We start from the raw sequence: 24,475 nt of genomic DNA, 5'->3' as shown, positions 1-24,475 counted from the left end.
GTTCCATCCAAGGCCCTTCCTTACTCTGCCAAAGGAAGGGCTTTTTCCTTTTCTCTGGGCTTGTTTAAAACATCCGGCGCTTCGGGCTTGGCCGCCTTCGCCGCCAGCTGATGAACCGCCGCCATCGCCAGCGTGACGGTCAGCAGCACCGGGATCAGCAGCGCATAGCTGCCCGCAGCATCGTGGATTACGCCGAGCAGCATCGGTCCCAGCGCACCGATCACGTATCCGGCCGACTGGGTCATGGCCGACCAGGCCGTCGCCTGCTCCGTATCGCTTACCGCCTCGATCGGCATCATCAGATTAACCGGAAACAGCACGCCGGGGCCGATGCCGATCAGAATCGCCGCAAGCCACGGCGCCGCCGAAATCCAGAGCATCAGGAAGCCGGCGGCCATCGCCAGCGCGCCCAGCGCCAGCCAGAAACGGCGGGAAGGAAAACGCCGCAGCAGATGAGGGAACAGAAGGCCGACGGGAATCTGCGTCACAGAAAACAGGACGAGCATGTTCGCCGCATATGCTTTGCCGTAACCCATATGCTCCACGACCGGCGGCAGCCAAGCCGTGACCGAGAAGAACAAGACGGCCAGCAGGCCGAAGGACATCGTAAGAACCCATGCTTTTCCGCTGCGCCAGGGCAATCCGGCCGTACGATTCGTCTGCGCCTCTCCAGCGGACGGCCGGGCATGGCGAAGAACCGACCACCGCCATACCGGCAGGGCGATGGCAGCCAGGACGGCCCAAATTGCCAACGATTCGCGCCACGAACCGATCCGGTCCGCCAGCGGCAGGGACATCCCCGATGAAAGCGTGGCTCCGACCGCCATGGATACGGTGTAAAGCGATATCATGAAAGGCACCTTGGTCGGAAAGTACTGCTTAATGAAGCCCGACAGAAGCGGTCCCGCCGCGGCGATCCCGAGCCCGGCCAAAATCGAGGTCATGAGCAGATACGATGGCGACCCGGTAAACCACCGCAGCACCGTACCGATGCCGATGACCGCAATCGACCAGGCGATGACGCGCTCCAGCCCGGCACGCCGGCCCAGCTTGACCGCAAAGGCCGGAAAAATCCCCATGCACAGCACAGGAATGGACGTGAGCAGGCTTGCCGTCAAGGCGCTCATGCCCAAATCCCGCTGGATGGCTTGCAGCATGGGCGCGACGGAGTTCATCGCAGGCCGCAGATTCAAAGAAGCTAAAATAAAGGCCGCAGCCATCATGAACCGTGAAGTTTTTTTCATCATTCCCTCTCCTTGCAGATCGATTTGAACACATCTTACTTGGAGAGGAATCATTTATCAATTATATTGAAGTTATAATAATAATTTGTTATACAAATGATACGAAGAAACCGCCGCCTTCAGGCGGAAAACATTTTGGTTGAGGATCGGAGTGCAGTGGATATATGGAACTGAGACAGTTGGAGTATTTTATGGCCGTTTGCGAGGAGCTGCATTTTACGAAGGCCGCGGATAAGGTGGGCATCTCCCAGCCGAATCTAAGCCTGCAGATCAAAGCGCTGGAGGAAGAGATCGGCATGCCCCTGTTCGACAGGATCGGCAAACGGATCGCGTTGACCGATGCGGGCGCGGTCCTGCTCAAGCACGCACGGGGAATGTTTCAAAATTTGCAGAACGCCAAGCTGGAGATCGGCGAGCTTCGCCATCACCAAGGCGGTACGCTCGGCGTCGGGGTGCTGCCTTCCGAGCTCGATTTCCGCCTGACCCCGATGTTCATCGATTTCCGCAACCGGTATCCGAACGTCCGGCTCAAAATCGTCTCGGCCGTCGATGTGGCGGATCTCGTACTCCGTGCGGAAATCGACATCGGCATCTCGCTCAAGCCGCTTTACGACAACCGGCTCGTGTTACGCTGCCTGCCCCGGGAGGAGTACGGCGTAGTGGTATCTGCAGAGCATCCGTTCGCCGGCAGGGATTCGGTCTCCTTGAACGAGCTGAACGGCCTGCCGGTCATTATGTATCCGAAAGGGTTCTGGGGAAGGGAGCTCGTCGAGCAATTCTGCCGGAAACACGGTTTTAACCTGAACATCGTCGTGGAGACGACGTCCAACCCTTCGCTGTTCCGGTTTGTCCGGGAGAACATGGGGGTCACCGTGCAGACGCCTGCTTTGGTTGAAGCCATCGGCGACCCCAAGCTGCGGTTCCTGCCCATCCATGATGATCCGCCGTACAGGGAAATGAGCATCATTTACCGGGCGGATAAATATTTGGGCCATGCCGCGCAGGCTTTCATCCATCTTGCCGAGGAACGCCTCAAATCATAGCGGAGGAACGGCCGGAAGCCCCGATCTTCGTTGAAGATCAAGGCTCGCTCAAACTACAGCTTCATCCGGTTGACTTGTTTCGTTTCCGCCAAATAGGTCGCGGCCACATACCCGAACGTCATGGCAGGCCCGAGCGTTGCGCCGGGACCGGGATACGTTTCGCCCATAACGGCGGCGGAGCAGTTGCCTGTCGCAAACAATCCGCCGATCGGCGTCCCGTCCTCCTGGAGCACGCGGGCGCATGCATCGGTCACCAGCCCGCCTTTGGTTCCGATATCGCCCGGCACCACGGGAACGGCATAAAACGGTGCTTTCGCGATCGGCGCCAGGCTCGGATTCGGGAGCGTCGGGTCGCCGTAATAACGGTCGTAGGCGCTTTCGCCGCGGTGAAAGTCTTCGTCCTCGCCTTTTTGCGCCATGCGGTTGAAGCGCTCGAACGTTGACGTGAGCCTGGCGGGATCGATGCCGATTTGCCCTGCAAGCTCGGCCGGGGTGCTGCCTTTTTTCACGAACCCGTTTTCCAGCCAGCGTTTCGGGAACGGCTGACCCGGGAACAAGCCGAGAAAAATGTAGCGGTTTTTCGCCTGCTGGTCCAAAATCATCCACGACGGGGTGGTAGGCGCTTCAGGCTTGTTTTGGGCGTACATCGTATCGACGAATTCATGATAGGGCACCGCCTCATTGACGTACCGCTCGCCGGCTCCGTTCACGATCATCATATTGGGAATGCCGCGGTCGGCCACGAGGAAAAACGGCTTTTCCCCGGGCGGAACCGCCGACGGCGCTCCCCAGACGCGATCCATCAAGTCGATTCGGGCTCCCAGGCGAAGCGATGCGGCGAGAATGTCGCCGGTTTGGCCTTCGGCGGCCGAAGTCCATTGCGCGGACGTCGGGTGCGGCAAATACTTTTCCCGTAGCTCTTGGCTGTGCGAAAAGCCGCCCGCAGCCAGGATGACGCCATGTTTGGCCTCGATCCGGACCGGCTTGCCGTCGCGGACCGCATGAATGCCGGTGACGCGGCCTCCTTCCGTCACGTAATCCGAAAAAGCGGTCGACAGCCATAGATCGCCTTTCGCTTCCATCAGCGACAGCCGCAAACGGCCGATCAAGGCTTCCCCCAAGGCTGCCGGGCGGTAGCCGGTACATATCGAACGCATCAGCCGCATGCCGATTTTCAGCGACGTTTTTTTGCCGATCCACGTTCGGGTGATCATGTTGACTTTATGGAATTCGTACGCGTTCATGACCATGCCGTAGGTCGGCAGGTTCGCGCGCCGGATGCGTTTCCGCTCTTCCCCCAGTTTTTTCAGGTCGAACACGACGGGCTCCACCGATCTCCCTTGCGGAAAACCGCCGGGCGCTTCGGGGTAATAATCCGAATAGCCGGGTATGTATTCGAACCGGACATGGTTCGTATGCTCATGCAAAAATTTCACCATTTCGGGCCCGCGGGTCAAATACGCGCGTTTTCTCTCCGCCGGCACCCTGTCGCCGACCGTCGCTTCGATGTAGGCCTCCGCTTTTTCCATCGTATCCTTCAACCCTGCCCGTTCGAGATAAACGTTGTTCGGAACCCAAATCGCGCCGCCCGACAAAGAGCTCGACCCGCCGTACTGATCCGTTTTTTCGATCACCAGCGCTGTAAGCCCTTTCAATTGTGCCGTCAAGGCAGCGGTCAACCCGCCCGCTCCGGAACCTACAACCACCACATCGTAACTCGCATCCCATTTCTCCATACGTATCCCCCTTTTTTGGTTGCTTCAAAATTTATGCAGGTCGCTTGTTGTAGTGGATCATGCGATTTTATTTTACTTTGTGTACATTTAGTGAATTAATGGTCATAATGTAAATATATCAGAAGCAGACCGGCAATGGAAGCGAAAAAATGTGCCCTCAGCCGGACGGCTGAAGGCAAGACATACGGATGCCCTTCTATATTATTTCCAAATCTTGTCGGCGATTTCTTGGATGAACGCGAGTTTCTTCCCATTGCTGCTCTTCGGTCGGGAGGTTGCCATCCTCCGTCGAAACGAATCCGCACGGCAGGCCGAGGCAAATATGCTCCAGATCGATAAATGCGCCGGCCGCCGGAAAGGCTATACCGCCTCTTCGGTGCCGCCCGCATCGCCGTGGATCCGGAGAAGCGGAAGCACGGCCAAACAACCGGCCGCCAGACACAAGCCGGCGAATCCGTATATCCATTCAAGCGGAAACATGTTTTTCAAAACGCCCGCCAGCCCCATCATGAGCAGCATCGCCCCCGTCATCAGCGGCGTGCGGATTCCGGTGACCCTGCCGATATATTCGGCTTCGGTATGCTGCATCACCAGCGTCTGGTTGCCGATAAAAATCGCCGGCTGCAGCAGCGCGATGACAAATTGGGCGAGCATGGCAAGCCATAACATGCCCGACAGGCCCGTCAGGATCATGCCGGCGGCATTGACCAGCAGTCCCAGCACCAGCAGCCTGCTCGGCGCAATTCGGCTCGCAGCGGCGAACGTGACGATGCCGCCGACGATCTCCCCCAGGCCGTAAGGAATGGAGAGCCATTTCAAATCCGACGCCGGAAGGGCCAGCTTCTCCGTGACGACAAAGACGCTAAGCGGAGAGATCAACCCGACGCCGAGTCCAACGAGCAGAAAACAAAGGCTGAGCAGCAGCAGCGTTTTTCGGCCGGCAACATATCGAATCCCTGCCTTCATGTCCCGAATCACGGAAAGCGAAGCTGCCGCTTCCTGCCCGCTGCCGGGGCGGTCCGGCGGGAGGAACAGCAGCACAGCGGCCGACATCAGGAAGGAGATCCCCGTCATGCCGATGGCCGCTTGAATCCCGAACGTTTGATAAACGCCCGTTCCAAGGACCGGGCCTAACACCATAAAGACGGCAAACAAGGTCTGCAACAGGGACATCGCCGGCTGGGCCAGTTCGTCCGGGACGTGGATTTTAAACCATTTCATCCCCGCCGGCTGCGAAAATTGGGAAAGCACGGACGAAATCAACGTCGTCAGCAGCACCGCTTCCCAGAGCCCGCTCAACAGAGCCAGCCAAACGATCCCTACCGATGCCGCACTGAGAAAATCACACCAAACCAGCGTTTTCCGGGGTTTCCACCGGTCGGCGAACACGCCGCCTATAAAAGAGAAAATAAACATCGGCGCATATTCGGCAACCGAGACGAGCGAAACGTAAAGCGCATTTCCTTCCGTCTTGTCCATGACGTACAGCAATATCGCGAAATTCCGCACCCAGATTCCGATCTGCGAAAACAAATTCGAGATCAGGATAATCCGGATAAAGCGGTGGCGAAACCGTTTGAATGAAGATAACATCGGGTTGGACTCCTTTCCTTTTCCGTCTTTAGGATTCCATCATGAGGCCTCCTCCAAGGTAAGGGTCAATCCTTAAATACGGCTTTCCTGCATAAACGGCAAAAAGCCCCGTTCTTCCAAGATCAGGGCTAAAGGCGTCGCTTTGCCATGGAAGCAAAAAAAGAGCCCTCAGCCGGATGGCTGAAGGCAAAACATAAGGATTTGCGCTCTATTATTTCCAAATCTCGTCGGCGATTTCTTTGATGAACGCGAGTTTTTTCCACTGCTGCTCTTCGGTCAGGATGTTGCCTTCCTCCGTCGAAGCGAATCCGCACTGCGGGCTGAGGCAAATATGCTCCAGATCGACGTATTGCGTCGCTTCCTTGATCCGGCTGACGATCTGTTCTTTGTCTTCAAGCTCGCCGGTTTTGGAAGAATGGAGTCCCAGCACGACCTGCTGGCCTTTTAGGAAACGCAGCGGCGAAAAATCCCCTGCGCGTTCCGTATCGAATTCAAGGTAAAACGCGTCGATGTTCCCGATGCCGAACAGCTTCTCCGCTACCGGTTCGTATCCCCCCGAGGAAGCCCACGTGGAGTGGTAATTTCCGCGGCAGACATGCGTCGTGACGACCAGGTCCTCCGGCAGATCGCGGATGGCCGCTTCGTTCAGGCGGGCGTACGTTTCGGCGATTTGCGACACGTCTTCCCCCGCCGCATGCCGCGTTTTCCAGTAATTTTGGTCGCACAGCATTCCCCACGTGCAATCGTCCAATTGCAGGCTGCGGCAGCCCGCTTCGTAAAATGCCAAAACGGCCGCCCGATAGGCCTGCGCGATATCCGCAATGAGCTCGTCCCGGCTGGCGTAGACCGCTTCGGTGCCCCAGATGTTTTCGGGACGCTGCAGTTCGGCAAGGAACTGGGCCGGTGCCGGAATCGCCTGGCGCGCAACGACGTCGTCGCCGGCAACGCTTTTCAGGAACTTGAAATGTTCCACGAACGGATGGTCTGAAAAACCGATTTTCCCGGTCAGACGCGCGGTTTCCGCTCTTGTTTCCTCACCTTGGAACCGGTAGCCTTTTTCGACTTCCGCTTTCTCGACGCCGTCCAGCCCCCACATGAAGTCCAGATGCCACCAGGAACGTCTGAATTCCCCGTCGGTCACGGCTTTCAGGCCGACCTCCTTCTGTTTGGCGACCAGCTTGACGATTTCCTCGTCTTCGACCTTTTTCAGCTGCTCGGCCGTAATCTCGCCGTTTTGGAATTTTCTTCTCGCGGCTTTCAGCGCTTCCGGGCGAAGAAAGCTGCCTACGATGTCGTGTCTGAACGGAGTTTTGTTTCGTTGCTTGGCTTGATGTTCGATGATACTCATTTGTCCTATCCCCTTTATCCGATTCGAATGAATGGCTTTTAAAAAAAGATAGCACAATGCTCACGTTATAAAGTAACTCCAATAAACTATATCTGGTTATAGTTTTAGGCTATAGCAAGAAAAATACCCGCCGAGCAATTCCGCTAAGACCCGACCGGATCGGGCCGAACCAACCGCCCGCACGAGCGGAAGATTGCAGCCCCACCTTACTTGATAGCTTCATGGAGAGCGTCGATATACGCCAATGCCAGCTTGGACAAGGCAGCGTTCTGGTGGCAAATCCAGCCCACGTTGATCGATTCCTGGCAGTCCAGCGGAACCGGGATGATTTCGTTCCCGTTCAAATCCGCGCTCAGCACGCCGGTCGAAATCGTGTAGCCGTTCAGCCCGATCAGCAAATTGAAAAGGGTCGCCCGATCGTTGACGCGGATGCTTTTCGGATGCGACAGGGTGCTCAGTATTTCCTCCGAAAAATGGAACGAGTTGTACTCCCCCTGCTCAAACGACAAATAAGGATAGGCCTCCAATTGGTCGATCGTGACGATCGACTGCTTGGCGAGCGGGTTGTGGATGCTGATGAAAATATGCGGTTTGGCCGTGAACAAGCTCGTAAATTTCAAGTTCGCGTCTTTCAAAAGGCGGTTGATGACCTTGCTGTTGAACTCGTTCAGGTACAAAATGCCGATTTCGCTGCGCTGGGTTTTGACGTCCTGGATGATTTCATGGGTTTTGGTTTCCCGGAGCGCGAGCTCGTATTCCTCCTGCCCGTATTCGCGGACCAGATGGACGAACGCGTTCACCGCAAAGGCATAATGCTGCGTGGAGACGGAAAAATGCTGCGGCGCGGGTTTGGCGTTCAAATACCGGCTTTCCAAAAGCTCGGCCTGCTCGATGACCTGGCGGGCGTAGCCGAGAAACTCGGCCCCCTCCTTGGATAACGTAATTCCTTTGTTGGTCCGTTCGAAAATGGTGATCCGAAGCTCCGTTTCCAGCTCCTTGATCGCATTGGACAGGCTGGGCTGGGAGATGAATAACCGTTTGGCGGCTTCGTTCATGGACCCCCGGTTCGCGACCTCGATGACGTATTTCAACTGCTGCAGTGTCATGGATTATAATCCCTTCCTTGATATACAATAAGAAAAAGTCGGGCCGTTGCTCCCCGCGATAGACGGCGGCCGTTTTGTGAGAATTATAGCATAAATATCCGTATCCGATATCGAAGTTTGCGAGGTGAAACCGTCATGCCTAGTGCATCCAAAATCCTGATCATCCTTGGCATCGTCCTGATCGCCGCCGGTTTGATCTGGTGGCTGGTGGGGCGCTGGATTCCGCTCGGCCGCCTGCCGGGCGACATCGTCTATGAAAAGGGAAACGTCAAATTCTATTTTCCGATCGTGACCTGCATCCTCATCAGCGTCATCGGGTCGCTTATCATGATGCTGTTCCGGCGTTAAGCCTGTTCGTCGCGGCATGCCGACATTTTGACCCTGTTGCGGTATTCGGTCGGCGATACGCCCGCGTATTTTTTGAACTGCCTGTAAAAATATCCGGGCTCCAAATAACCGACGCGCCTCGAAATTTCGCTCGTCTTCATCGGGGTATCCGTCAGCAGCGCCTTGGCCTGCTTGATCCGGTGCGAGTTCAGGTAATCGCTGAAGCTGACGCCCGTCTCCTTCTGGAACAGCTGGCCCAAATAAAACGGATGGACGTTAAATTCATGCCCAAGCGTCTTGAGCGACATTTCCTCGGCGTATTTCGTCCGGATCTGGTGCAGCACCTGCTTGACGACCGGGCTGAATTCATCCTCATCGACCGACAAATAATCGATGGCGGCATGGGCGATGAATTTGACGTGCTGGGCCAGCCGGGCGATCGTCTGGGCTTTGAACAAAGCCGTGAACAGCTGCTTGTAACCGCTCGTGGCAAGTTCGAAATTCAGCTTGTTTTCCTTCACGACCTGCTTCGTGCACAGGACCAGCTCGACGGCCATGTTGTGGATGCGGGCCACCGGCACGGCTGTTTTTACGTTAAACGCCTGATCGATGTATTCGTCGACGGCCGTTTTGTTTCTGGCAAGCAGCCGTTTTTCGTATTCCAGCGTATCCAGCGCAGCCCAAGCGGGCGGTTCGTCCGGCGGGGACATCCGGCTTGCCGTTATGATTTCGCCTTCCTCGTGGGTCAGGAAATATTCCTGCAGCCGTTTGGCCTGGCTGTAGCTTTGCGGCATGCCCAAATACCCCGATTCCATGCTCCCGAGCGTCATCATGACGTCGATTTTCCGTCCTTTCAGCGCGTGCCGGATCTGTTCCAGCCGCTCCAGGCTGCCGGCCTGAAAAGATTCCGGGTCGGACCCCGCATAGACGATGACGATGTCGCCCTCCGTATCGCAAAAACAAATGCCGGACCCGCCGCCTTCCGTCATCTCCCTGCAAAGGGAGTACACCTTGCGGTTGTCGGCCTCCGCCTTGTACCAAGGGGTCACGCCGGCAGGCTCCTCCATTTCGGCAATCTCCCGGACGACGGCGGCCGCATAGCAGGACCGATCGGACGGAATATCCAGAAATTCCAGCCGGTTTTTCAACTCGGCCGGGTCGATCCGTCCCGTTGCCCAGCGGTTCATGACGTTGTCCCGCAAAATATCGAGCTCTTCCGCATTCCAATATGCCGGGCGCTCGGCGTTGTCCATTTTTTGGACCGTGCTCTGGATCGTTTCCGCCAGCTCCTTCATGTTGACCGGCTTCAGCAGGTAATTTTCGATGCCAAGCTTCATGCCTTCCTTCACGTAATTAAATTCGTTGTAGCCGCTCAGCACGATGAATTTCATGTGCGGATGCAGCGGCTTAAGCCGCCGGATCAGCTCCAAACCGTCCATCTCGCGCATCATGATGTCGGTGATCAGAATGTCGCACCCGGTTTCCCGCAGCTGCTCGAAAGCCTCTTTGCCGTCATATGCCTTGCCGCATAACGTCGTCCCCAGCTCCTCCCATTCGACGACGTTATTCAAGCCTTCCAGTATAAACGGCTCATCATCCACAATAAACACGCTACGCATACAATCGTCCTCCTTGCTCCCCAGATGGTAATTTCATGATGATGACCGTTCCCTGCCGGCTCTCGTCCGAGAGCTCCAGCCCGTAGCGGTCACCGAAGCAGATTTTGATCCGTTCATGCGTGTTGACCAGCCCGATGGAGGCCGAACGCTCCGCGGATTCCCCTTGCAGGCGCCGCCTGATTTCTTCCCGCTTCTGCGGTTCGATGCCCTTTCCGTTGTCCTTCAGGACGATGACCAGATCCCTCCCCCGAAGCTCCGCCTGGATCGAAATCCGGTTGTCCGAACGGGACATGACCAAACCATGGACGATATAATTTTCAATGAGCGGCTGGATCGACAGCTTCAGCACGGGAATGTTCATCAGCTCGGGCTCCACGTCGATTTCGTACGTAAAATTGTTCGCGTACCGGATGCGGAACAGGTCCAGATACAAGCTGCAGTATTCGATTTCGTCGGCCAGCGCAACGATCGTATCCCGTTTGACCGAATACCGGAAGAGCGTGGACAAAATATAGATCATCTCGCCGACGTCATCCGCTTTTTTCGAAAGGGCGCGCATGCGGATGGCTTCCAGCGTGTTGTACAGAAAATGCGGTTTGATCTGCGCCTGAAAGGCCACCAGCTCGGCCTGCTTCTGCTTGATCTCCGACACGTACACCCGGTCGATGTACTCCGCCAGATCCGCGCACATATGATTAAACCGGTCGGATATTTCATACAGCTCGTCTTCCTTTTCCACCGGAATGCGCACCGACAAATCCCCGTTCCTCGCTTTTTCAAGCGCCTTCATGATCGCCCGGGTCCGCCGCGAAAAGTTGACGATCGTAAACCGGGTCAGAATCATCGCCGCCGCGATGCATATGCCCGTCACCAGAAACAGCGTGTTCCGAAGCCCGACCAGGCTTTTGGCGATTTCGGCCTTCGGGATGACCCCGACCACGTAATAGCCGAACCGGTTCGAAACCTGGACGTTCGTATAAGAGGGCTCTTCGAAATGCTGAACGTCGGATGAAGACGACAGCTTGGCCAGATAAGGATACGTTTTGCCGTAATAACGGCTGGACGAATCGAAAAGAACGTCTCCTGCGGGCGTGACGACCGCGACGTATCCCTTCAGGCCGCCCCAGTCCACCATGTAATCCCCGTACATGCCGCTCAGATCGTAATCGATGATCAGGTTCCCGATGCTCTCCTGCCGGGTCATGCTGTTGATGTTGCTGACGGTCGTGAAGCTTTTGTCGGAAACGACGTACCGCTTAAGGGCCGACTGCAGGTCCCCGTTCGCCTCATAGTAATTTTGGCTGTCCCGGGTAAGCAGCAGAATGAATTTTTTGTTCTCGCTGTACAGCGCGATCATGCGGATGTCGGGATAATTGTTCAGCTGCAGGCGCAAGTAGGACATGATGTCCCGCCTCCGGACGCCGGTATCGCCGTATTTTTCGAGACGGTCGTCCAAATATTCGGCAAAATCGCTGCGCAGGAAAGAATACACGTCCTCGAGCAGCGTCCCGGATTCGTCGCGGTAGATCTGCTGCACGATTTGCTGGGAGGTCGCGTACCGCATGTCCAAGTATTTGCCGATGTTCGACAGGATGCGGTTGTTCAATTCCAGCTCCTTGCTCGCCTGCACGTTCAGCTGATACGTGTAAACGAAGGCCGACAGGCTGGCCAGCGACAACACGGTGATGATCGAATAAATGAACACGATTTTGTTGAACAGCTTTTTCCTGAAATGTATTTTATAAAAATCAACCAGCTTTTTCATGCCGTAAAATCATCCTTTGCGACAGGCTTCGTTCTATCTTGTATGCGCTTTCAACAAGGCGTTGTTTCCTTTTTCCGCTTCATCTATTACCTTACCATAATTTCCCCGGAGCCGGCCCATGCCCGCCGAACTATTCTTTGGTTTGTGCATCTTTTGTTTGTTTTTTTCACTTTAGACAGCGCTTACAGCTGCGGTAGATTAGGATTATCAACATACACACCACAGACGGGAGGGGCTCTCATGGAACACGGGCCGATGCGCTGGCTCAGGACGCTCAATCGCAACAAAGCTTTGCTGCTTATGGTGCTTCCGGGAACGGTATGGTTCATTCTCTTTTGCTACCTGCCCATGCCCGGCGCGGTCATCGCCTTCAAGGATTACAGGTACGACACCGACGGATTTTTGGCGAGCATATTGCGCAGCGACTGGGTCGGGTTTAAAAATTTTGAATATCTGTTCAAAACGGAAGACGCTTTCATTATCGTGCGGAACACCCTGCTGTACAACGCCGTTTTTATCGTGCTGGGCACGGTGCTTTCGGTGCTTGTCGCCATCCTGGTCAACGAAATCGCCAGCAAAAAAATGGCGAAGATCTACCAGACGGGCATGTTCCTTCCCCATTTTCTTTCGTGGGTCATCGTCAGTTATTTCGTGTTCAGTTTCTTGAGCGTCGACAAAGGCGTGCTGAACCAGGTGCTGAAGTTTTTCGGAGCGGATCCGGTATTCTGGTACTCCGAAACGAAATACTGGCCGTACATCCTCGTCATCGTCAACCTGTGGAAAGGCGTCGGCTATGGAAGCGTCGTGTACTTGGCCGCCATCGTCGGCATCGACAAATCCTATTTCGAAGCGGCGATGATCGACGGGGCAAGCAAATGGCAGCAAATCCGGAAAATCATGATCCCGATGATCACCCCGATTATCGTCATCATGTTCATCCTCGCCATCGGCGGCATTTTCCGGGCGGACTTCGGGCTGTTTTACCAGGTTCCGCGCGACACCGGCGCCTTGTACCCGGTCACGAACGTCATCGATACCTTCGTATACCGCGGGCTGAAGGTAACCGGGGATATCGGCATGAGCACCGCCGCAGGCTTGTACCAATCCGTCGTCGGATTCGTGCTTGTCATCGCAACCAATTTTATCGTTCGAAAAATCAACAAGGAACAGGCTTTGTTCTAAAAGGAGGCATGCCGCATGGAAAACAGCGTGATCTCCCGGCAGCCTGCAAGCCGGCCGGACAAACGCGCAAAAAAAACGCGGGATTTTCACCGGTTGTCGCCGTTTTGGAACGCAGCGGCGCATCTGGTCATCGGGCTTTTTTCCCTCGCCTGCGTATATCCGTTCCTGTTCGTCGTGGTCATCTCGCTGACGGACGAAAAAACGCTGGCGCTGAACGGGTACAGCATTTTTCCCGAAAAATGGTCCTTCCAGGCGTACCAGTATATTTTCCAGACGGGCGACCAGCTGCTCCGCTCCTACGGCGTCACGATTTTGATCACGGTCGTCGGCACGCTGCTGACCGTCGCGATCGTCTCGCTTTACGCTTATGCCATCTCACGGCCTTATTTCAAGTTCCGCGGCCTCTTTTCGTTCATCGCGTTTTTTACGATGCTGTTCGGAGGCGGCCTCGTCCCTTCCTACATCGTCGTTTCCCAGGTGCTTCACCTGAAGGACACGATTTGGGCCCTCATTTTGCCGATGAGCGTAAGCGCGTTTTCGATTTTGATCATGAGGACCTTTTTCAAAACGATGGTGCCCGACGCCATCATCGAATCCGGAAAGATCGACGGGGCGGGCGAATTTCGCGTATTCTTGTATCTGATCCTTCCGATCTCCCTGCCGGGACTCGCCACGATCGGCTTGTTCGCGGCCCTCGGATATTGGAACGACTGGTTCAACGCCCTGCTTTACATCGACAACGCCAAGCTGCTGCCGCTGCAGTCGCTGCTCATGAAAATCGAAACCAACATCCAGTTCATTTTGCAAAACTCCGCGATCGGCAGCGGCACGGACCGTTCGGCCATCGCCCAGAGCATGCCGGCGGAAACCACCCGCATGGCGATGGTCGTGCTTGCGACGCTGCCGATCATATTCGCGTATCCGTTCTTCCAGCGCTATTTCGTGCAAGGGCTGACGATTGGCTCTGTGAAGGAATAGTCATCACATAGGTTTTTACAGCTGCACCACTACCAAATTACAAGGGGATGAAAAAGAAATGAAAAAAAGAAGAGGACTTACGCTCCTGCTCAGCTTGTTCCTGCTGACCTCCATGGCCCTCGCCGGCTGCGGCGGCAAGGATAACGGCGGCTCCGACACGGCCGGCACCAAAACCGACAGCACCGGCAGCGAGGCCAAAAGCACCGAAAAAGAAAAGCCGGTCAAGCTGATCTGGTACACCATCAGCGGTCCGCAAAAGGATCAGGACAAAGTCATGGCGGAGGTCAACAAATACGTCGGCGAAAAAATCAATGCCGAAATCGATTTGCGCCTGATCGACTGGGGCGATTACTCCCAGAAAATGCAGGTCATCGCCGCTTCCGGCGAACCGTTCGACATCGCCTTTACCTCGTCCTGGGCGTTCAATTACGTGGAAAGCGCAAGAAAAGGCTACTTCTACGAGCTTGACGGCCTGCTGGAAAAATACGGCCAGGGCATCACGAAAGCGCTGAACCCGGCCTTCCTGGAAGGCTCCAAAGTCAATGGGCACAACTACGCCATCCCGACGAACAAAGAGCTTCCGGCGCAAGCCGTATGGCGCTTCAACAAGGTTCTCGTCGACAAATATAAGCTCGATGTGACGAAAGCGACGACGCTCGAAAGCCTGGAGCCGATGCTGAAAACGGTAAAAGACAACGAACCGGACGTCTACCCGATCCCGTCCAACATCGGCCCGTACCTGCCGTACGACTTCGCGCTCGAAGGCCTGCCGGTCGGCGTGTCGATCGACACGAAGGATTTTAAGGTCGTCAACGTATGGGATACGCCGGAGGCAAAGCAGGTATTCGATACGATGCACAAATATTATAAAGCAGGCTACCTGCCGCCGGACGCCGCCACCAAACAGGGCAACGAGCATGAAAAAACCGGCAAATGGCTGGTCGATAAACAGCATACCGTGCCTTTCGCCGACATTTTGTGGTCCGATTCCCTTGGTTATCCGATCGTTTCGTCGCCGATTCACGAGCCGATGGTCTTCAACTGGTCCGTCACCGGTTCGATGCAGGCCATTTCCGCCAAATCCAAACATCCGGAAAAAGCGATGGAATTCCTGAACCTGCTGAACACCGACGCGTACCTGCGCAACCTGGTAAACTACGGCCTGGAGGGCGTGCATTACAAAAAGCTGTCCGAAGACACGTACGAGCCGATTCCGGATTCCGGATATTCGATGCCTTCGTTTACGCTCGGCAACATGTTCCTGCTCTACAAGCTGAAGGAAGATCCGAAGGATAAGTGGGAGCAATACGAAAAATTCAATTCGTCCGCGACCAACGCGCCGCTGCTCGGCTTCCAGTTCGACCCGACGAACGTGCTGACCGAAATCGCCAACGTCAAAAACGCCGTGGACGAATACGGCCCGTCCTTGAACACCGGCTCCGTCGATCCAAACAAAGTGCTTCCGAAGGCGATCGAAAAGCTGAAAGCGCAAGGCATCGACAAAATCATCGCCGAATGCCAGAAGCAGCTGGACGAATGGAGAGCGCAAAACAACAAGTAAGGCGAAGACATCCAAAAACACCTTCCGTCATTTTTAATGATGGAAGGTGTTTTGTTAGGGACGGAATTTCCCTGAAAGGAAACCCGCCTATCGTCCCTCTCCTTCGGATACGACGGAGTACGCGTAGGTATCGTGCGAAACCCCGGATTGTACGATGTAATTCCGCAGCACCCCTTCCCGGCGAAAGCCGAGTTTCTCCAGCATCCCGCTGGAAGCGGCATTTTCCGTAAACACGACGGCGCCGATGCGGGCGAGGCGTAAAGCCTCGAACCCATAGCCCACCACGCAGGCCGCCGCTTCCGAGGCGTATCCTTTGCGCCAGTGGTCCGGATGGATTTCATACCCGATTTCCGCGCGCCGATGTTTGGGCGACCATGCATTCAACCCGATCGTGCCGATCAGGCCCGGCGAACGTTTGCGTTCGATCCCCCATCTGATCCCGCGTTGGTCGCGAAAGTTGCCCTCGAAAAAGCCGATAAGCTGCTCCGCTTGCTCGCGGCGCTCAAACGGATCCTGGCCATAATAACGCATCGCCTCCGGGTTCGAAAAGCAAGCGAAAACGTCGTCCGCATCCTCTTTCGTGATTTCCCTTAAAACCAATCTCTCCGTCTCGAGTTCCGGAAACATCTCCCGCACATCCTTTATGTAAAATATTGGCGAACATATTACGAATATGATGCCATTGATAGGATCATTTTGCAAAGGTTTTAAAAGAAAGCATGAGGAGCCCAACATAATGGCCGGGCCATCGTTCATACACATCTCACATCTTGGGATACGGATCAGGGCATGTTGGATCTGGGAAAAATCTGATGAACGGGAGGCGTAAAACGATGAGAGACCATCCGGAACACCCGTCCGGCGGCAATTTTCGCATTCCCCAGCCAATCCGAGCAGACGGAGCGGGCGGTCCGGACCGGGGACCGCGCGACGTATTAAGGGACCTGGAAAACCCGGATATGTTCGTGCCTCCGGCCACCGACGCGGGACTTCTGCCGAATCTTAAATTTTCCTTCTCCGATACGAATATGAAGCTGGACCACGGCGGTTGGTCCCGCGAGATTACGGTGCGGGAGCTGCCGGTGGCCAAAACGCTTGCGGGAGTCAACATGTACCTGACGCCGGGCGGGGTCCGCGAGTTGCACTGGCATCAACAGGCCGAATGGGCTTACATGATCCTGGGCAGCGCCCGGGTGACCGCCGTCGACCAGAACGGCCGGAATTTTATCGCGGACATCGGCCCGGGCGATTTATGGTATTTCCCGGCCGGCCTGCCGCATTCCATCCAAGGCCTTGAAAACGGCTGCGAATTCCTGCTCGTGTTCGACGACGGAAATTTCTCCGATCTGAACACCCTCTCGATTTCGGATTGGTTTGCGCATACGCCGAAAGACGTGCTCTCCGCCAATTTCGGCGTTCCCGAACATGCTTTCGAATCCGTGCCGGACGAACAGGTCTATATGTTCCAGGCCCCCGTCCCGGGTTCGCTGGAAAGCCAGCGCGTCGACTCCCCTTACGGAACGGTGCCCCTCAGCTTCAAGCACCGGCTGCTCGCCCAAACGCCGATCGCGACCCCGGGAGGAAGCGTGCGGATCGTCGACTCCTCGAACTTCCCGATATCCAAAACGATCGCGGCAGCGCTGGTCGAAATCAAACCCGGCTGCATGCGCGAGCTTCACTGGCACCCGAACCAGGATGAGTGGCAATATTATTTGACGGGCCAGGGGAGGATGACGGTATTTGCCGGCAGCGGGGCGGCCAGAACTTTCAACTACAGGGCGGGCGACGTAGGATACGTCCCGTTCGCTTACGGCCACTACATCCAAAATACCGGCACCGAAAGCCTCTGGTTCCTTGAAATGTTCCGAAGCGACCGGTTCGAGGACGTCTCCCTGAACCAATGGATGGCGTTGACGCCGAAGGAGCTTGTCGGCGAAAACCTGCATGTCTGCTCCGAACTGCTTGATGCGCTGCGCAAGGAAAAATGGCCCGTCGTTAAATAACCGTCTGACCGGCATGTTCCGCCGCGGCCACCCTCTGCTTCTGCTGATGCAACATTTAAGACGATCGGCATCCCATGGCATTGGCGCAAAAAAACATCGCCACTATCGAAGCGGCGATGTTTTTGCGTTTGTCGCGCGGATTCCGCAGCAGGTTTCCGGCCGCTACAGCGAAACCTCTCCGCTCACCACGGCATGCCGGATGCGCCGCCATTTCTGCGAACGCCAGCGCAGCACCATCGCCGCGCCGCGCAGCCATTCGTCGGCGATAAACGCCAGCCAGATGCCCGGAATGCCAAGACGGCAGACGATCCCAAACAGGTAAGCAAGCGGGATACTGATGCCCCACATGGAGACAAGCCCGGCGTACACCGGGAATTTGACGTCGCCTGCGGCGTTGAGCGCACTGATCACGATGACGTTGCAGGCGCGTGCCGTCTCGAGAACCAGCGACAGCAGCAGCAAGGTTCGGCCGAGGCGGATCACCTCCGGATCGGCCGTAAACAAGCCCAGGAGCGGCTTGGAAAAGATGACGAGCAGGCAGCCGGCTCCGAACGCAATCAGCAGTCCGGTCCGCAGATGGCGGTAACAGACGCGATATGCCTCATCCTGCCTGTTCCCGCCGATCAGCCGTCCGATTAAGATCGATGTCGCCTGTCCGATGGAAACCGAAAACAGAAACACGAATGTCGTCATATTCTGCGTATATATTTTCGTCGTAAGCGCGGATGCGCCGAGCATCGATACGAAATACGTGATGAAAATTTGCGAAACCTGATACGAAATGTTTTCCCCGGCCGACGGGATCCCGATGCGAAGCAAATCTTTGATCACGCTCCGGGGCATCCGGAGGGCTGCACGGAACGAAAGCGGATGCCGCATCAATCGGACCAGCATAATGGCCGCGATGGCGACCCCGATCAGCCGGCTGGCGTCCGTGGCGATGGCCACGCCGCGAACCCCAAGCACCGGTATGCCGAGCGGACCGTACAAAAACAAATAATTCCCGGCGATATTCAAGAAAATGACCGTGAAGGTCAAAAGCAGCATTTGTTTGACGTAACCATGCATCCGCAATATCGTATCCGCCGTGAGGATCAACGCGGAGGCGAAGGAGCACATCCCCGTCAGCGTCAGGAACGAGACGCCGTCGGCCATCAGCTCGGATGGCAGCTTCAGCAGCTGCAGGAGCGGTTTCGCAAAAACGGGCAGGGCGATGCTGACGGCGATTCCGAGTCCCAGGTTCAGGCCGATCGATAACGATGCAAGTTTGGACGCCTCCCGCTCCTTGCCCGCCCCCAGCAGCTGGGAAATCAGGATGCCAAGGCCAAGCGTCACGAACCCGAACAGCAAATTCGCCGCGATGATGATCTGATTGGCGACGCCGACCGCCGCCACCGCTTCGTCCGAATAGTTGCTCAGCATCAGCGTATCGATATTCAAAATGATTGTTTGCAAAAACTGTTCCAAAAAGATAGGCCAGGTGAGTCCCCATAACGTAAAAGTTTGTTCTTGTTGTTTTTTCATACCGTCCGCCTTTTGTTTCTTGTCCTGCTCGAATGTTTGGCGCTTCTCACGCTTCGATGCGGCGGCAGCTGCCCCGCTCCACCAGTTCATGGCCGAGGACGACCGTCTTCATCCGATCCTTTCTCCATCGCTCCCCTTCATCCTCGATCATTTCCAGCAGCAGTTCGACGGTACGCTCGCTGATTTGCTCCACCGGCTGGCGGATCGTCGTCAACCTCGGCCTCACGATATCGGCGATTTGGCTGCCGTCAAAGCCGATGACGGAAATGTCGCCGGGGACATGAAGCCCATGGTCCTGGATGCAGTTCACGGCCCCTGCCGCCATGTCGTCGCTTGCCGCCAAGACGGCGGTAAATGCGCCGCGGGCTTCCCCAAGCAGCTCGGCCATCAACCGGTAGCCGGTGTCCAGCTTGTAATCGCCATGGCGGATCAAGGTTTCCTTCAACTCGATTCCGTGATCCCTGCACGCGGCCGTATATCCCTCCATCCGCCTCAAGCCTGCGCACACATCCCTTGGATCGCCGGCGATTATCGCGATTTCCCGGTGTCCCTGGGCAATCAAATAGGAGGCCGCATCGTACCCCGCCTGAAAATCATCGATGATGACGGTCGGCAGATTCATGCCCAAATCGGCGTGAACCACAAGCGGGATATGCGTTTTGTTTAAAAAGTTTTCGATGTCCTCGTTCAGTTTTTCATGCATGAGGACCATGCCGTCCACGCGCATCTCCTGATAAATGTTCAAATATTTCACTACCTTGCCGGTGTCCTCAACGATGTTGGACACGAGCAGGTTGTAACCCCGTTGGCCGGCTATCTCTTCGATCCGGCTCAAAATCATCGCCTGAAAATTGGACGTCATATCCGGTATGATGACGCCGATCAGATTGGTTTTGTTACGCTTCAGGCTTTTGGCGATCAGGCTCGGCGAATAATTCAGCTCTTCGATTGCCCGGCGCACTTTTTTTTCCAGCTTTTCACTGACGTGTTCGCCGTTGTTCAGCACGCGGGAGACGCTGGTGACGGAAACGCCCGCCGCGCGCGCCACGTCCTTGATTTTTACAGCCATATCAACTTCTCCAATGCTTTATCATCGTAATTCCCGATCGGGAGTCCACTGCCTTCTTAGCGCAGAGGCACCCGATACGTCAAGCACGGACACTGCATCCACGCCCATCTCGGCAAAAGCCTTCATCTCCCTTACGTCCTGCAGCGTATAGATCCACACCTGAAGGCCGTACGCATGGGCGATCCGCACAAGAGAATCGCGGCAGGAAGGGAAATCCGCGTTGATCCCGGCGCATCTGGCCTGTTTCGCCCGGGTGCATATCTCTTCGGCGGCCGCCTCATAGACTACAGAGCCCAGTTCCCTTAAGCTTTCGGGGGTATTCCGCATCACCCTGGCACGAAAAGGCGTCTTCAAAATCCGGTCCGTCGCGCCGGTAAAATAAATCTGCTCCCACATGTCCAAGGTCTCAAGCAGCTTTACCGCCGGCAGGGCGGCCGCGTCATTTTTGAGATCTAGGTTAAACGATACGGGCGTTCCTTTAAACCGGACGAGCACATCCTCCAGTTTTACAAGACTTTCTCCCGCCTCAAGCCGCAGCGGATTTTCCTCCACCAACGCCTTATAGGTGCAGGACGCAAATGCGGGATGATCGTCATGATGCAGGACGCATACGCCGTCTTTCGTCGCTTGAACGTCGACTTCCAGCACGTCGGCACCGGCATCCCATCCGGCAAGGCAGGATTCCAGCGTATTGTCCGGCGTGCCTTCGCAGCCGGTATGCGCGATAATCAGCGGCACATTCATAAAACAGCCTCCTCTAAATATCCCCGCAAAGCGGGGCCTTTGCACTGACGATGATTCAGGTGCTTATTTAAAATAAACGGGATTGGTAAAGGCAATGGTCGTCAAGGCTCCGTTCAGCATGCCGGAAAGGCGGACCCGCATCCACCTCAAGTCTTTGGCGCCGAAGGAACATCGAATTTCGTCCGCTCCTTCCTTGACCGGCAGCCGCAGCATTTCCCCGGCATTCGTTTCGACGATGATGACTCGTCCCGACTCATGCGTGCCCAACCGGCGGCCCGGATGCGCCGATGGAGTCACCTGCACCGTCAGCTCGCAGCTCGCATCCGCTCCGGCGTTTTCCGCATCGATGACGTCCCCGATTCCATACCTGCCTTCGCCGCATGTCATCTGCAGCTCAAGCAAAGGACCCATACTCACGCAAATCCGGCCGGAGCGAATCGCGTCCACCACGTCCTCCGTGCCGGGCAGCCCGGCTTCATGCGCAAGTCCGAGGTAGGTAAATGCCGGCGGATCATCCTCATCGGACGAACGGTGCCAGTCCCGGCCCGCCGTCCCCGAAATCCGGTACCCTTCGTTGAGCAGCCGGGTCCACATGTCGAACGCAGGCGCGTTATGGTTCCGCATCGGAGGCAGCGTTTCGTGCCATACCTCAATATAATCGATCCGGCTCCAATCCTGCACGGTATACTCCCAATGGCAGCCGGTACAGATCGGGCTCCCCAGGCTGAACGGATGCGCAATGCCCACAATGCCTCCCTGCCGATGCACTCTGTCGATTCCTTTATGGATATCGGTCGGTCCCAAATCGCGCCATTCGGAATAAGGAACGCCAAGCGTCAGCATATGACCGTAAAAGGTCGTCCACTCGAGCCCGGGAATTATGGCGACGCCCGTTTCTTCCGTAACCGAAGCCGCCTCGGCCATGCCCGACGTGGTGTTATGATCCGTCAGCGCAATGCCGCTAAGGCCGAGCTCCCGGGCTTTTGCGCACATTTCGAGCAGCGTATGCGTGCCGTCGCTGTGCGGCGTATGGGTATGCAGCTCAAACGGAAGCCATCTCATGTCTCGTTCCCCCTTCCCCGATCCGGAGCCGATAGCGGCATTCCGGCGTCACGACGCAATGAACGCTGATCGTCACTTTCCATACGCCCTCCGCTACCTTTCCGGCAAAAAAACCGGGCGAAGCGGCTTGCGGCGACAACACGTGGCGCTGGTGGTTCGGATGACGGTGCGCCGATCCCCGGAATCCGTCCGGATCGTCGACGGAAAGCGTCAACAGGTTTTGCAGCGGATGGAATTTTCCCCACTGCGGCAAATAGATTTCTTGAAGCGCAGGATCGACGTATTTCCGGATCGCTTCCTCGATCAGCGGTTTGGAGGTTTCCTTGTCATCCAATGTTTTCGGGTCATACGCAAAATCAATTTCCAGAACGTCGATCCCTTTGGGAATATACAGCTGGTACGTGATATGCGTTTTGGAGCTAAGCGGGGTCAAAGCCCCTTCGACCGCCAGCAGCTCTTTCATGCGCGATTCCCGCCTTTCTACCGTTCTTCCTTCATCATATTGCGGATATAGAAATATCCGACCAGAGAGCAAATTGCGAACATAAACACGGCGCAGGCGCTGGCAATGCCCGTTTCATAATAGACCGAAAACTGCTGCTGCATCGCCACGCCGAGCACCTGCGGCGCATTCGGCCCGATGAGGAACGGCGCGGTGAAGCTGCCGATGATGCCCATCACGACAAAGGTCGCGGCCACAAGCATCGATTTGAACGTCATCGGGAAAATAATCCGGAAAAAAATTTGCATTTTTCCCGCCCCGATATCCTTGGCGCTTTCAATGACGGAATTCGGCACGCCGGACAAGGCCGAGCTCAGCATCATCGTCGCAAACGGGATGTTAAACCATAAATTTGCGAGCAGCAGCCCTTTATAGTCGTACAGTATTTTCATGAAAGGGGCGTCCGTGAACAGCAGCAGGATGCGCGCCAGCCAGCCGTGATTCCCGTACATGTTGATCATCCCGTACGTGGCGATGACGGAAGGGATAAACATCGGGATGTAATACAGCTTTTCGATCCATCCCGCGAGCCTGCCCGTCGAAAATCTTAAAAACACGGCCAGCATGTATGCAATGACGAGCACGATCGCCGACGAAACCACGGTCAAATTCAACGTATACAAAATATTGGCTTTCATGCCCGGATCGGTAAACAAATATTCGTAATTGCCCCACGTAAACGCGCCGTCGCTTCCGGTCAGGCTCTCCCGGATCGAGGTCACGATCGGCACCACGATCATAAAGAGCAGCAGGAGAAAGGAAGGAATCACCATGGCGAGGCCCAGCGCGGAGCGCTTGACTCCGCGGCGGTTCCACGCCGTTTTCAGCGGTTTTCCCGTTTCGAGAGGCATGTTCAGTCCCTGCCCGCTCATTGTCCGGCGACTTCCCTTTGCCAGCGTTTCATCGCTTCGGACTCCAGCTCGCCGAGGTTAAAGGAACGGTAACTGACGGAAACGCCCTTGAATTTTTCCTGAAGCTCGCTTGGCATATGGGACCATTCGATGCCCGGGAAGCCGTAAATTTCGTTTACCACTTCCGCCTGGGCTTCCGGACTCAACACGAAATTGATGAAATCGTAAGCCGCTTCTTTATGCTTGGACATGCTTGGCACGGTCAAAAGCCCCGGTCCGCCGGTAAATGCAGGTTCGATCTGGGCCAGCTTGGTCGTTTCCGGCAGCAGCTTTTTGTTAATTTGCTCGAGCGCCATATCGGACCAGGCCGGGATCATGTCGACTTCCCCGTTCGCGAGCAGGTCGAGCGTTCCCTGGTTTTTCTTCGGATAAACGCCCTTCTGATACATGTCTTTTCCGAGCGACTTCAGCTGTTCGAATCCTTTGTCCCACTCCTTCATGATGTTTGGATCCTGGTTGTGGATCGCGTCTTCCGGCAGGGATTTGTACAACGTCGTCAGCACGAACGATTCGCCGGAGCCTCCCGTTGCCGGATCATTGTAGGCAAACCGCCCCGGATGCTCATGGATCCACGCATACAAATCGTCGAGCGTTGTCGGCGGGGAAGGCACTTTCTCGCTGTTATAGGCCAGCAGGACGGAGGAAGAGCGGTAAGGAACGGCTTTATAGTTCAAATCCTTCATGTTCGCCGGGTTCATCAGGCTCAGATTCGGAATCTGCTGCTCGCTCAAGCTTTCGAACACCCCGTCTTTTTTGTCGGCGGCCATGTCGGATCCTCCGTTGGCTTCATACAGATCGACGTCGACGCTGTCTTTCCCGGCGCGTTTGGCTGCAACGATGCGGTTCATCGTCGCCTGTTCGCCTTGACCGGAAGGAATGTACACCAGCTTGACCTTCACCTTATCCTGCTTCTGCTCGTACATGTCCTTCAAATGTTCCCACAGCTCCTGCACGTTTTGCGAGCCGCTGAAATAAAACGAAATTTCCGTCGGGCTGCCGGAGCCGCCATCCGAAGCGCCTCCCGCTGCGGAGGCGTCCGCGCCGTTTTTGCCCGTTCCGGAAGAACAGCCGGCAAGAAGCGTCACGGCCGCCAAAGTTGCAAGAAGCATCGCTTTCCCTTTACGTTTGAATCCACGGTTTATACTCATCGCTAAAGTT

21 protein-coding genes are annotated in these 24,475 nt (G+C 55.9%); 6 read left to right on the top strand and 15 right to left on the bottom strand.

Going from position 1 to position 24,475, the window contains the following annotated elements:
• Positions 1–20: 20 nt before the first annotated feature.
• Positions 21–1,244, bottom strand: a complete 1,224-nt coding sequence (locus AC27KL_RS06245; RefSeq protein ID WP_212951343.1) for an MFS transporter — start codon at positions 1,242–1,244, stop codon at positions 21–23.
• Between the two features lie 164 nt (positions 1,245–1,408).
• Between AC27KL_RS06245 and AC27KL_RS06240 the strand changes: the two genes are divergently transcribed.
• The gene (locus tag AC27KL_RS06240; protein ID WP_212951341.1) at positions 1,409–2,287 is read left to right on the top strand and encodes a LysR family transcriptional regulator; all 879 of its coding nucleotides are present in this window, start codon (positions 1,409–1,411) and stop codon (positions 2,285–2,287) included.
• A gap of 53 nt (positions 2,288–2,340) precedes the next feature.
• On the opposite strand, the gene AC27KL_RS06235 is transcribed toward AC27KL_RS06240, so the two are convergent.
• The 4 genes from AC27KL_RS06235 to AC27KL_RS06220 all read right to left on the bottom strand — a co-directional run bounded on the left by AC27KL_RS06235 (position 2,341) and on the right by AC27KL_RS06220 (position 8,070).
• Positions 2,341–4,023, bottom strand: coding sequence for an FAD-dependent oxidoreductase (locus AC27KL_RS06235; protein WP_487169185.1), 1,683 nt, complete (start codon positions 4,021–4,023; stop codon positions 2,341–2,343).
• 360 nt (positions 4,024–4,383) lie between these two features.
• On the bottom strand, positions 4,384–5,616 hold the full coding sequence (locus AC27KL_RS06230) for an MFS transporter (RefSeq protein ID WP_487169184.1): 1,233 nt from the start codon (positions 5,614–5,616) through the stop codon (positions 4,384–4,386).
• Between the two features lie 211 nt (positions 5,617–5,827).
• On the bottom strand, positions 5,828–6,964 hold the full coding sequence (locus AC27KL_RS06225; protein WP_340997896.1) for a 5-methyltetrahydropteroyltriglutamate--homocysteine S-methyltransferase: 1,137 nt from the start codon (positions 6,962–6,964) through the stop codon (positions 5,828–5,830).
• Between the two features lie 206 nt (positions 6,965–7,170).
• Positions 7,171–8,070 carry a LysR family transcriptional regulator gene (locus AC27KL_RS06220; protein ID WP_212951335.1) on the bottom strand — a complete coding sequence of 300 codons (900 nt, stop codon included), beginning with the start codon at positions 8,068–8,070 and terminating at the stop codon, positions 7,171–7,173.
• A gap of 135 nt (positions 8,071–8,205) precedes the next feature.
• On the opposite strand from AC27KL_RS06220, the gene AC27KL_RS06215 reads away from it, so the two are divergent.
• Complete coding sequence (locus AC27KL_RS06215) at positions 8,206–8,418, top strand: DUF2905 domain-containing protein (RefSeq protein ID WP_036706539.1); 213 nt, start codon at positions 8,206–8,208, stop codon at positions 8,416–8,418.
• Here AC27KL_RS06215 and AC27KL_RS06210 read toward each other — a convergent pair.
• Together AC27KL_RS06210 and AC27KL_RS06205 are read right to left on the bottom strand one after the other, a co-directional pair.
• Positions 8,415–10,016: a response regulator gene (locus AC27KL_RS06210; protein WP_487169183.1), complete on the bottom strand. Its 1,602-nt coding sequence runs from the start codon at positions 10,014–10,016 to the stop codon at positions 8,415–8,417. The two genes, AC27KL_RS06215 and AC27KL_RS06210, sit on opposite strands and share 4 nt — an antisense overlap.
• Positions 10,009–11,781 (bottom strand): sensor histidine kinase, encoded by a 1,773-nt coding sequence (locus AC27KL_RS06205; RefSeq protein WP_340997892.1) that lies wholly within the window; start codon positions 11,779–11,781, stop codon positions 10,009–10,011. Before AC27KL_RS06205 ends, AC27KL_RS06210 begins: the two co-directional genes overlap by 8 nt.
• A 240-nt stretch (positions 11,782–12,021) precedes the next feature.
• Between AC27KL_RS06205 and AC27KL_RS06200 the strand changes: the two genes are divergently transcribed.
• From AC27KL_RS06200 to AC27KL_RS06190, 3 genes are read left to right on the top strand one after another with little or no spacing between them, the layout of a single operon-like run.
• Positions 12,022–12,963, top strand: coding sequence for an ABC transporter permease (locus tag AC27KL_RS06200; protein WP_246537063.1), 942 nt, complete (start codon positions 12,022–12,024; stop codon positions 12,961–12,963).
• A gap of 15 nt (positions 12,964–12,978) precedes the next feature.
• Positions 12,979–13,941 (top strand): carbohydrate ABC transporter permease, encoded by a 963-nt coding sequence (locus AC27KL_RS06195; protein ID WP_052146749.1) that lies wholly within the window; start codon positions 12,979–12,981, stop codon positions 13,939–13,941.
• 58 nt (positions 13,942–13,999) lie between these two features.
• Positions 14,000–15,502, top strand: a complete 1,503-nt coding sequence (locus tag AC27KL_RS06190) for an ABC transporter substrate-binding protein (protein ID WP_487169182.1) — start codon at positions 14,000–14,002, stop codon at positions 15,500–15,502.
• Positions 15,503–15,589: 87 nt separating this feature from the next.
• Here the strand turns inward: AC27KL_RS06190 and AC27KL_RS06185 are convergent, their stop codons facing one another.
• Complete coding sequence (locus AC27KL_RS06185; protein ID WP_487169181.1) at positions 15,590–16,129, bottom strand: GNAT family N-acetyltransferase; 540 nt, start codon at positions 16,127–16,129, stop codon at positions 15,590–15,592.
• 206 nt (positions 16,130–16,335) lie between these two features.
• Between AC27KL_RS06185 and AC27KL_RS06180 the strand changes: the two genes are divergently transcribed.
• Complete coding sequence (locus AC27KL_RS06180; protein WP_487169180.1) at positions 16,336–17,505, top strand: oxalate decarboxylase family bicupin; 1,170 nt, start codon at positions 16,336–16,338, stop codon at positions 17,503–17,505.
• A 162-nt stretch (positions 17,506–17,667) separates the two neighbouring features.
• On the opposite strand, the gene AC27KL_RS06175 is transcribed toward AC27KL_RS06180, so the two are convergent.
• The 7 genes from AC27KL_RS06175 to AC27KL_RS06145 all read right to left on the bottom strand — a co-directional run bounded on the left by AC27KL_RS06175 (position 17,668) and on the right by AC27KL_RS06145 (position 24,465).
• Entirely contained in the window at positions 17,668–19,029 is a 1,362-nt protein-coding gene (locus AC27KL_RS06175; protein WP_487169179.1) for an MATE family efflux transporter, read from the bottom strand.
• Between the two features lie 46 nt (positions 19,030–19,075).
• Entirely contained in the window at positions 19,076–20,098 is a 1,023-nt protein-coding gene (locus AC27KL_RS06170) for a LacI family DNA-binding transcriptional regulator (protein ID WP_487169178.1), read from the bottom strand.
• A gap of 21 nt (positions 20,099–20,119) precedes the next feature.
• Positions 20,120–20,842, bottom strand: a complete 723-nt coding sequence (locus tag AC27KL_RS06165; RefSeq protein ID WP_487169177.1) for a glycerophosphodiester phosphodiesterase — start codon at positions 20,840–20,842, stop codon at positions 20,120–20,122.
• 63 nt (positions 20,843–20,905) lie between these two features.
• The gene (locus tag AC27KL_RS06160; protein ID WP_487169176.1) at positions 20,906–21,904 is read right to left on the bottom strand and encodes a CehA/McbA family metallohydrolase; all 999 of its coding nucleotides are present in this window, start codon (positions 21,902–21,904) and stop codon (positions 20,906–20,908) included.
• On the bottom strand, positions 21,885–22,367 hold the full coding sequence (locus AC27KL_RS06155; RefSeq protein ID WP_487169175.1) for a hypothetical protein: 483 nt from the start codon (positions 22,365–22,367) through the stop codon (positions 21,885–21,887). Before AC27KL_RS06155 ends, AC27KL_RS06160 begins: the two co-directional genes overlap by 20 nt.
• A 17-nt stretch (positions 22,368–22,384) precedes the next feature.
• Positions 22,385–23,278: an ABC transporter permease gene (locus AC27KL_RS06150; RefSeq protein ID WP_487169174.1), complete on the bottom strand. Its 894-nt coding sequence runs from the start codon at positions 23,276–23,278 to the stop codon at positions 22,385–22,387.
• A complete protein-coding gene (locus AC27KL_RS06145) occupies positions 23,275–24,465 on the bottom strand; it encodes an extracellular solute-binding protein (protein WP_487169173.1) in 1,191 nt (396 codons plus the stop codon). Before AC27KL_RS06145 ends, AC27KL_RS06150 begins: the two co-directional genes overlap by 4 nt.
• Positions 24,466–24,475: the final 10 nt, after the last annotated feature.

It is taken from the genome of Paenibacillus sp. YAE3 (assembly GCF_057546105.1).
The sequence above is the reverse complement of the archived record's forward strand: the minus strand, read 5'-3'. Positions and strand labels throughout refer to the sequence as shown.

Excerpts from the sequence above, each read along its gene's own strand:
- AC27KL_RS06205 (WP_340997892.1), bottom strand. The coding sequence starts at position 11,781 with ATGAAAAAGCTGGTTGATTTTTATAAAATACATTTCAGGAAAAAGCTG.
- AC27KL_RS06165 (WP_487169177.1), bottom strand. The coding sequence starts at position 20,842 with ATGAATGTGCCGCTGATTATCGCGCATACCGGCTGCGAAGGCACGCCG.
- AC27KL_RS06185 (WP_487169181.1), bottom strand. The coding sequence starts at position 16,129 with ATGTTTCCGGAACTCGAGACGGAGAGATTGGTTTTAAGGGAAATCACG.
- AC27KL_RS06195 (WP_052146749.1), top strand. The coding sequence starts at position 12,979 with ATGGAAAACAGCGTGATCTCCCGGCAGCCTGCAAGCCGGCCGGACAAA.
- AC27KL_RS06230 (WP_487169184.1), bottom strand. The coding sequence starts at position 5,616 with ATGTTATCTTCATTCAAACGGTTTCGCCACCGCTTTATCCGGATTATC.
- AC27KL_RS06170 (WP_487169178.1), bottom strand. The coding sequence starts at position 20,098 with ATGGCTGTAAAAATCAAGGACGTGGCGCGCGCGGCGGGCGTTTCCGTC.
- AC27KL_RS06220 (WP_212951335.1), bottom strand. The coding sequence starts at position 8,070 with ATGACACTGCAGCAGTTGAAATACGTCATCGAGGTCGCGAACCGGGGG.
- AC27KL_RS06240 (WP_212951341.1), top strand. The coding sequence starts at position 1,409 with ATGGAACTGAGACAGTTGGAGTATTTTATGGCCGTTTGCGAGGAGCTG.
- AC27KL_RS06145 (WP_487169173.1), bottom strand. The coding sequence starts at position 24,465 with ATGAGTATAAACCGTGGATTCAAACGTAAAGGGAAAGCGATGCTTCTT.
- AC27KL_RS06210 (WP_487169183.1), bottom strand. The coding sequence starts at position 10,016 with ATGCGTAGCGTGTTTATTGTGGATGATGAGCCGTTTATACTGGAAGGC.
- AC27KL_RS06150 (WP_487169174.1), bottom strand. The coding sequence starts at position 23,278 with ATGAGCGGGCAGGGACTGAACATGCCTCTCGAAACGGGAAAACCGCTG.
- AC27KL_RS06160 (WP_487169176.1), bottom strand. The coding sequence starts at position 21,904 with ATGAGATGGCTTCCGTTTGAGCTGCATACCCATACGCCGCACAGCGAC.
- AC27KL_RS06180 (WP_487169180.1), top strand. The coding sequence starts at position 16,336 with ATGAGAGACCATCCGGAACACCCGTCCGGCGGCAATTTTCGCATTCCC.
- AC27KL_RS06190 (WP_487169182.1), top strand. The coding sequence starts at position 14,000 with ATGAAAAAAAGAAGAGGACTTACGCTCCTGCTCAGCTTGTTCCTGCTG.
- AC27KL_RS06225 (WP_340997896.1), bottom strand. The coding sequence starts at position 6,964 with ATGAGTATCATCGAACATCAAGCCAAGCAACGAAACAAAACTCCGTTC.
- AC27KL_RS06235 (WP_487169185.1), bottom strand. The coding sequence starts at position 4,023 with ATGGAGAAATGGGATGCGAGTTACGATGTGGTGGTTGTAGGTTCCGGA.
- AC27KL_RS06155 (WP_487169175.1), bottom strand. The coding sequence starts at position 22,367 with ATGAAAGAGCTGCTGGCGGTCGAAGGGGCTTTGACCCCGCTTAGCTCC.
- AC27KL_RS06200 (WP_246537063.1), top strand. The coding sequence starts at position 12,022 with ATGGAACACGGGCCGATGCGCTGGCTCAGGACGCTCAATCGCAACAAA.
- AC27KL_RS06245 (WP_212951343.1), bottom strand. The coding sequence starts at position 1,244 with ATGAAAAAAACTTCACGGTTCATGATGGCTGCGGCCTTTATTTTAGCT.
- AC27KL_RS06175 (WP_487169179.1), bottom strand. The coding sequence starts at position 19,029 with ATGAAAAAACAACAAGAACAAACTTTTACGTTATGGGGACTCACCTGG.
- AC27KL_RS06215 (WP_036706539.1), top strand. The coding sequence starts at position 8,206 with ATGCCTAGTGCATCCAAAATCCTGATCATCCTTGGCATCGTCCTGATC.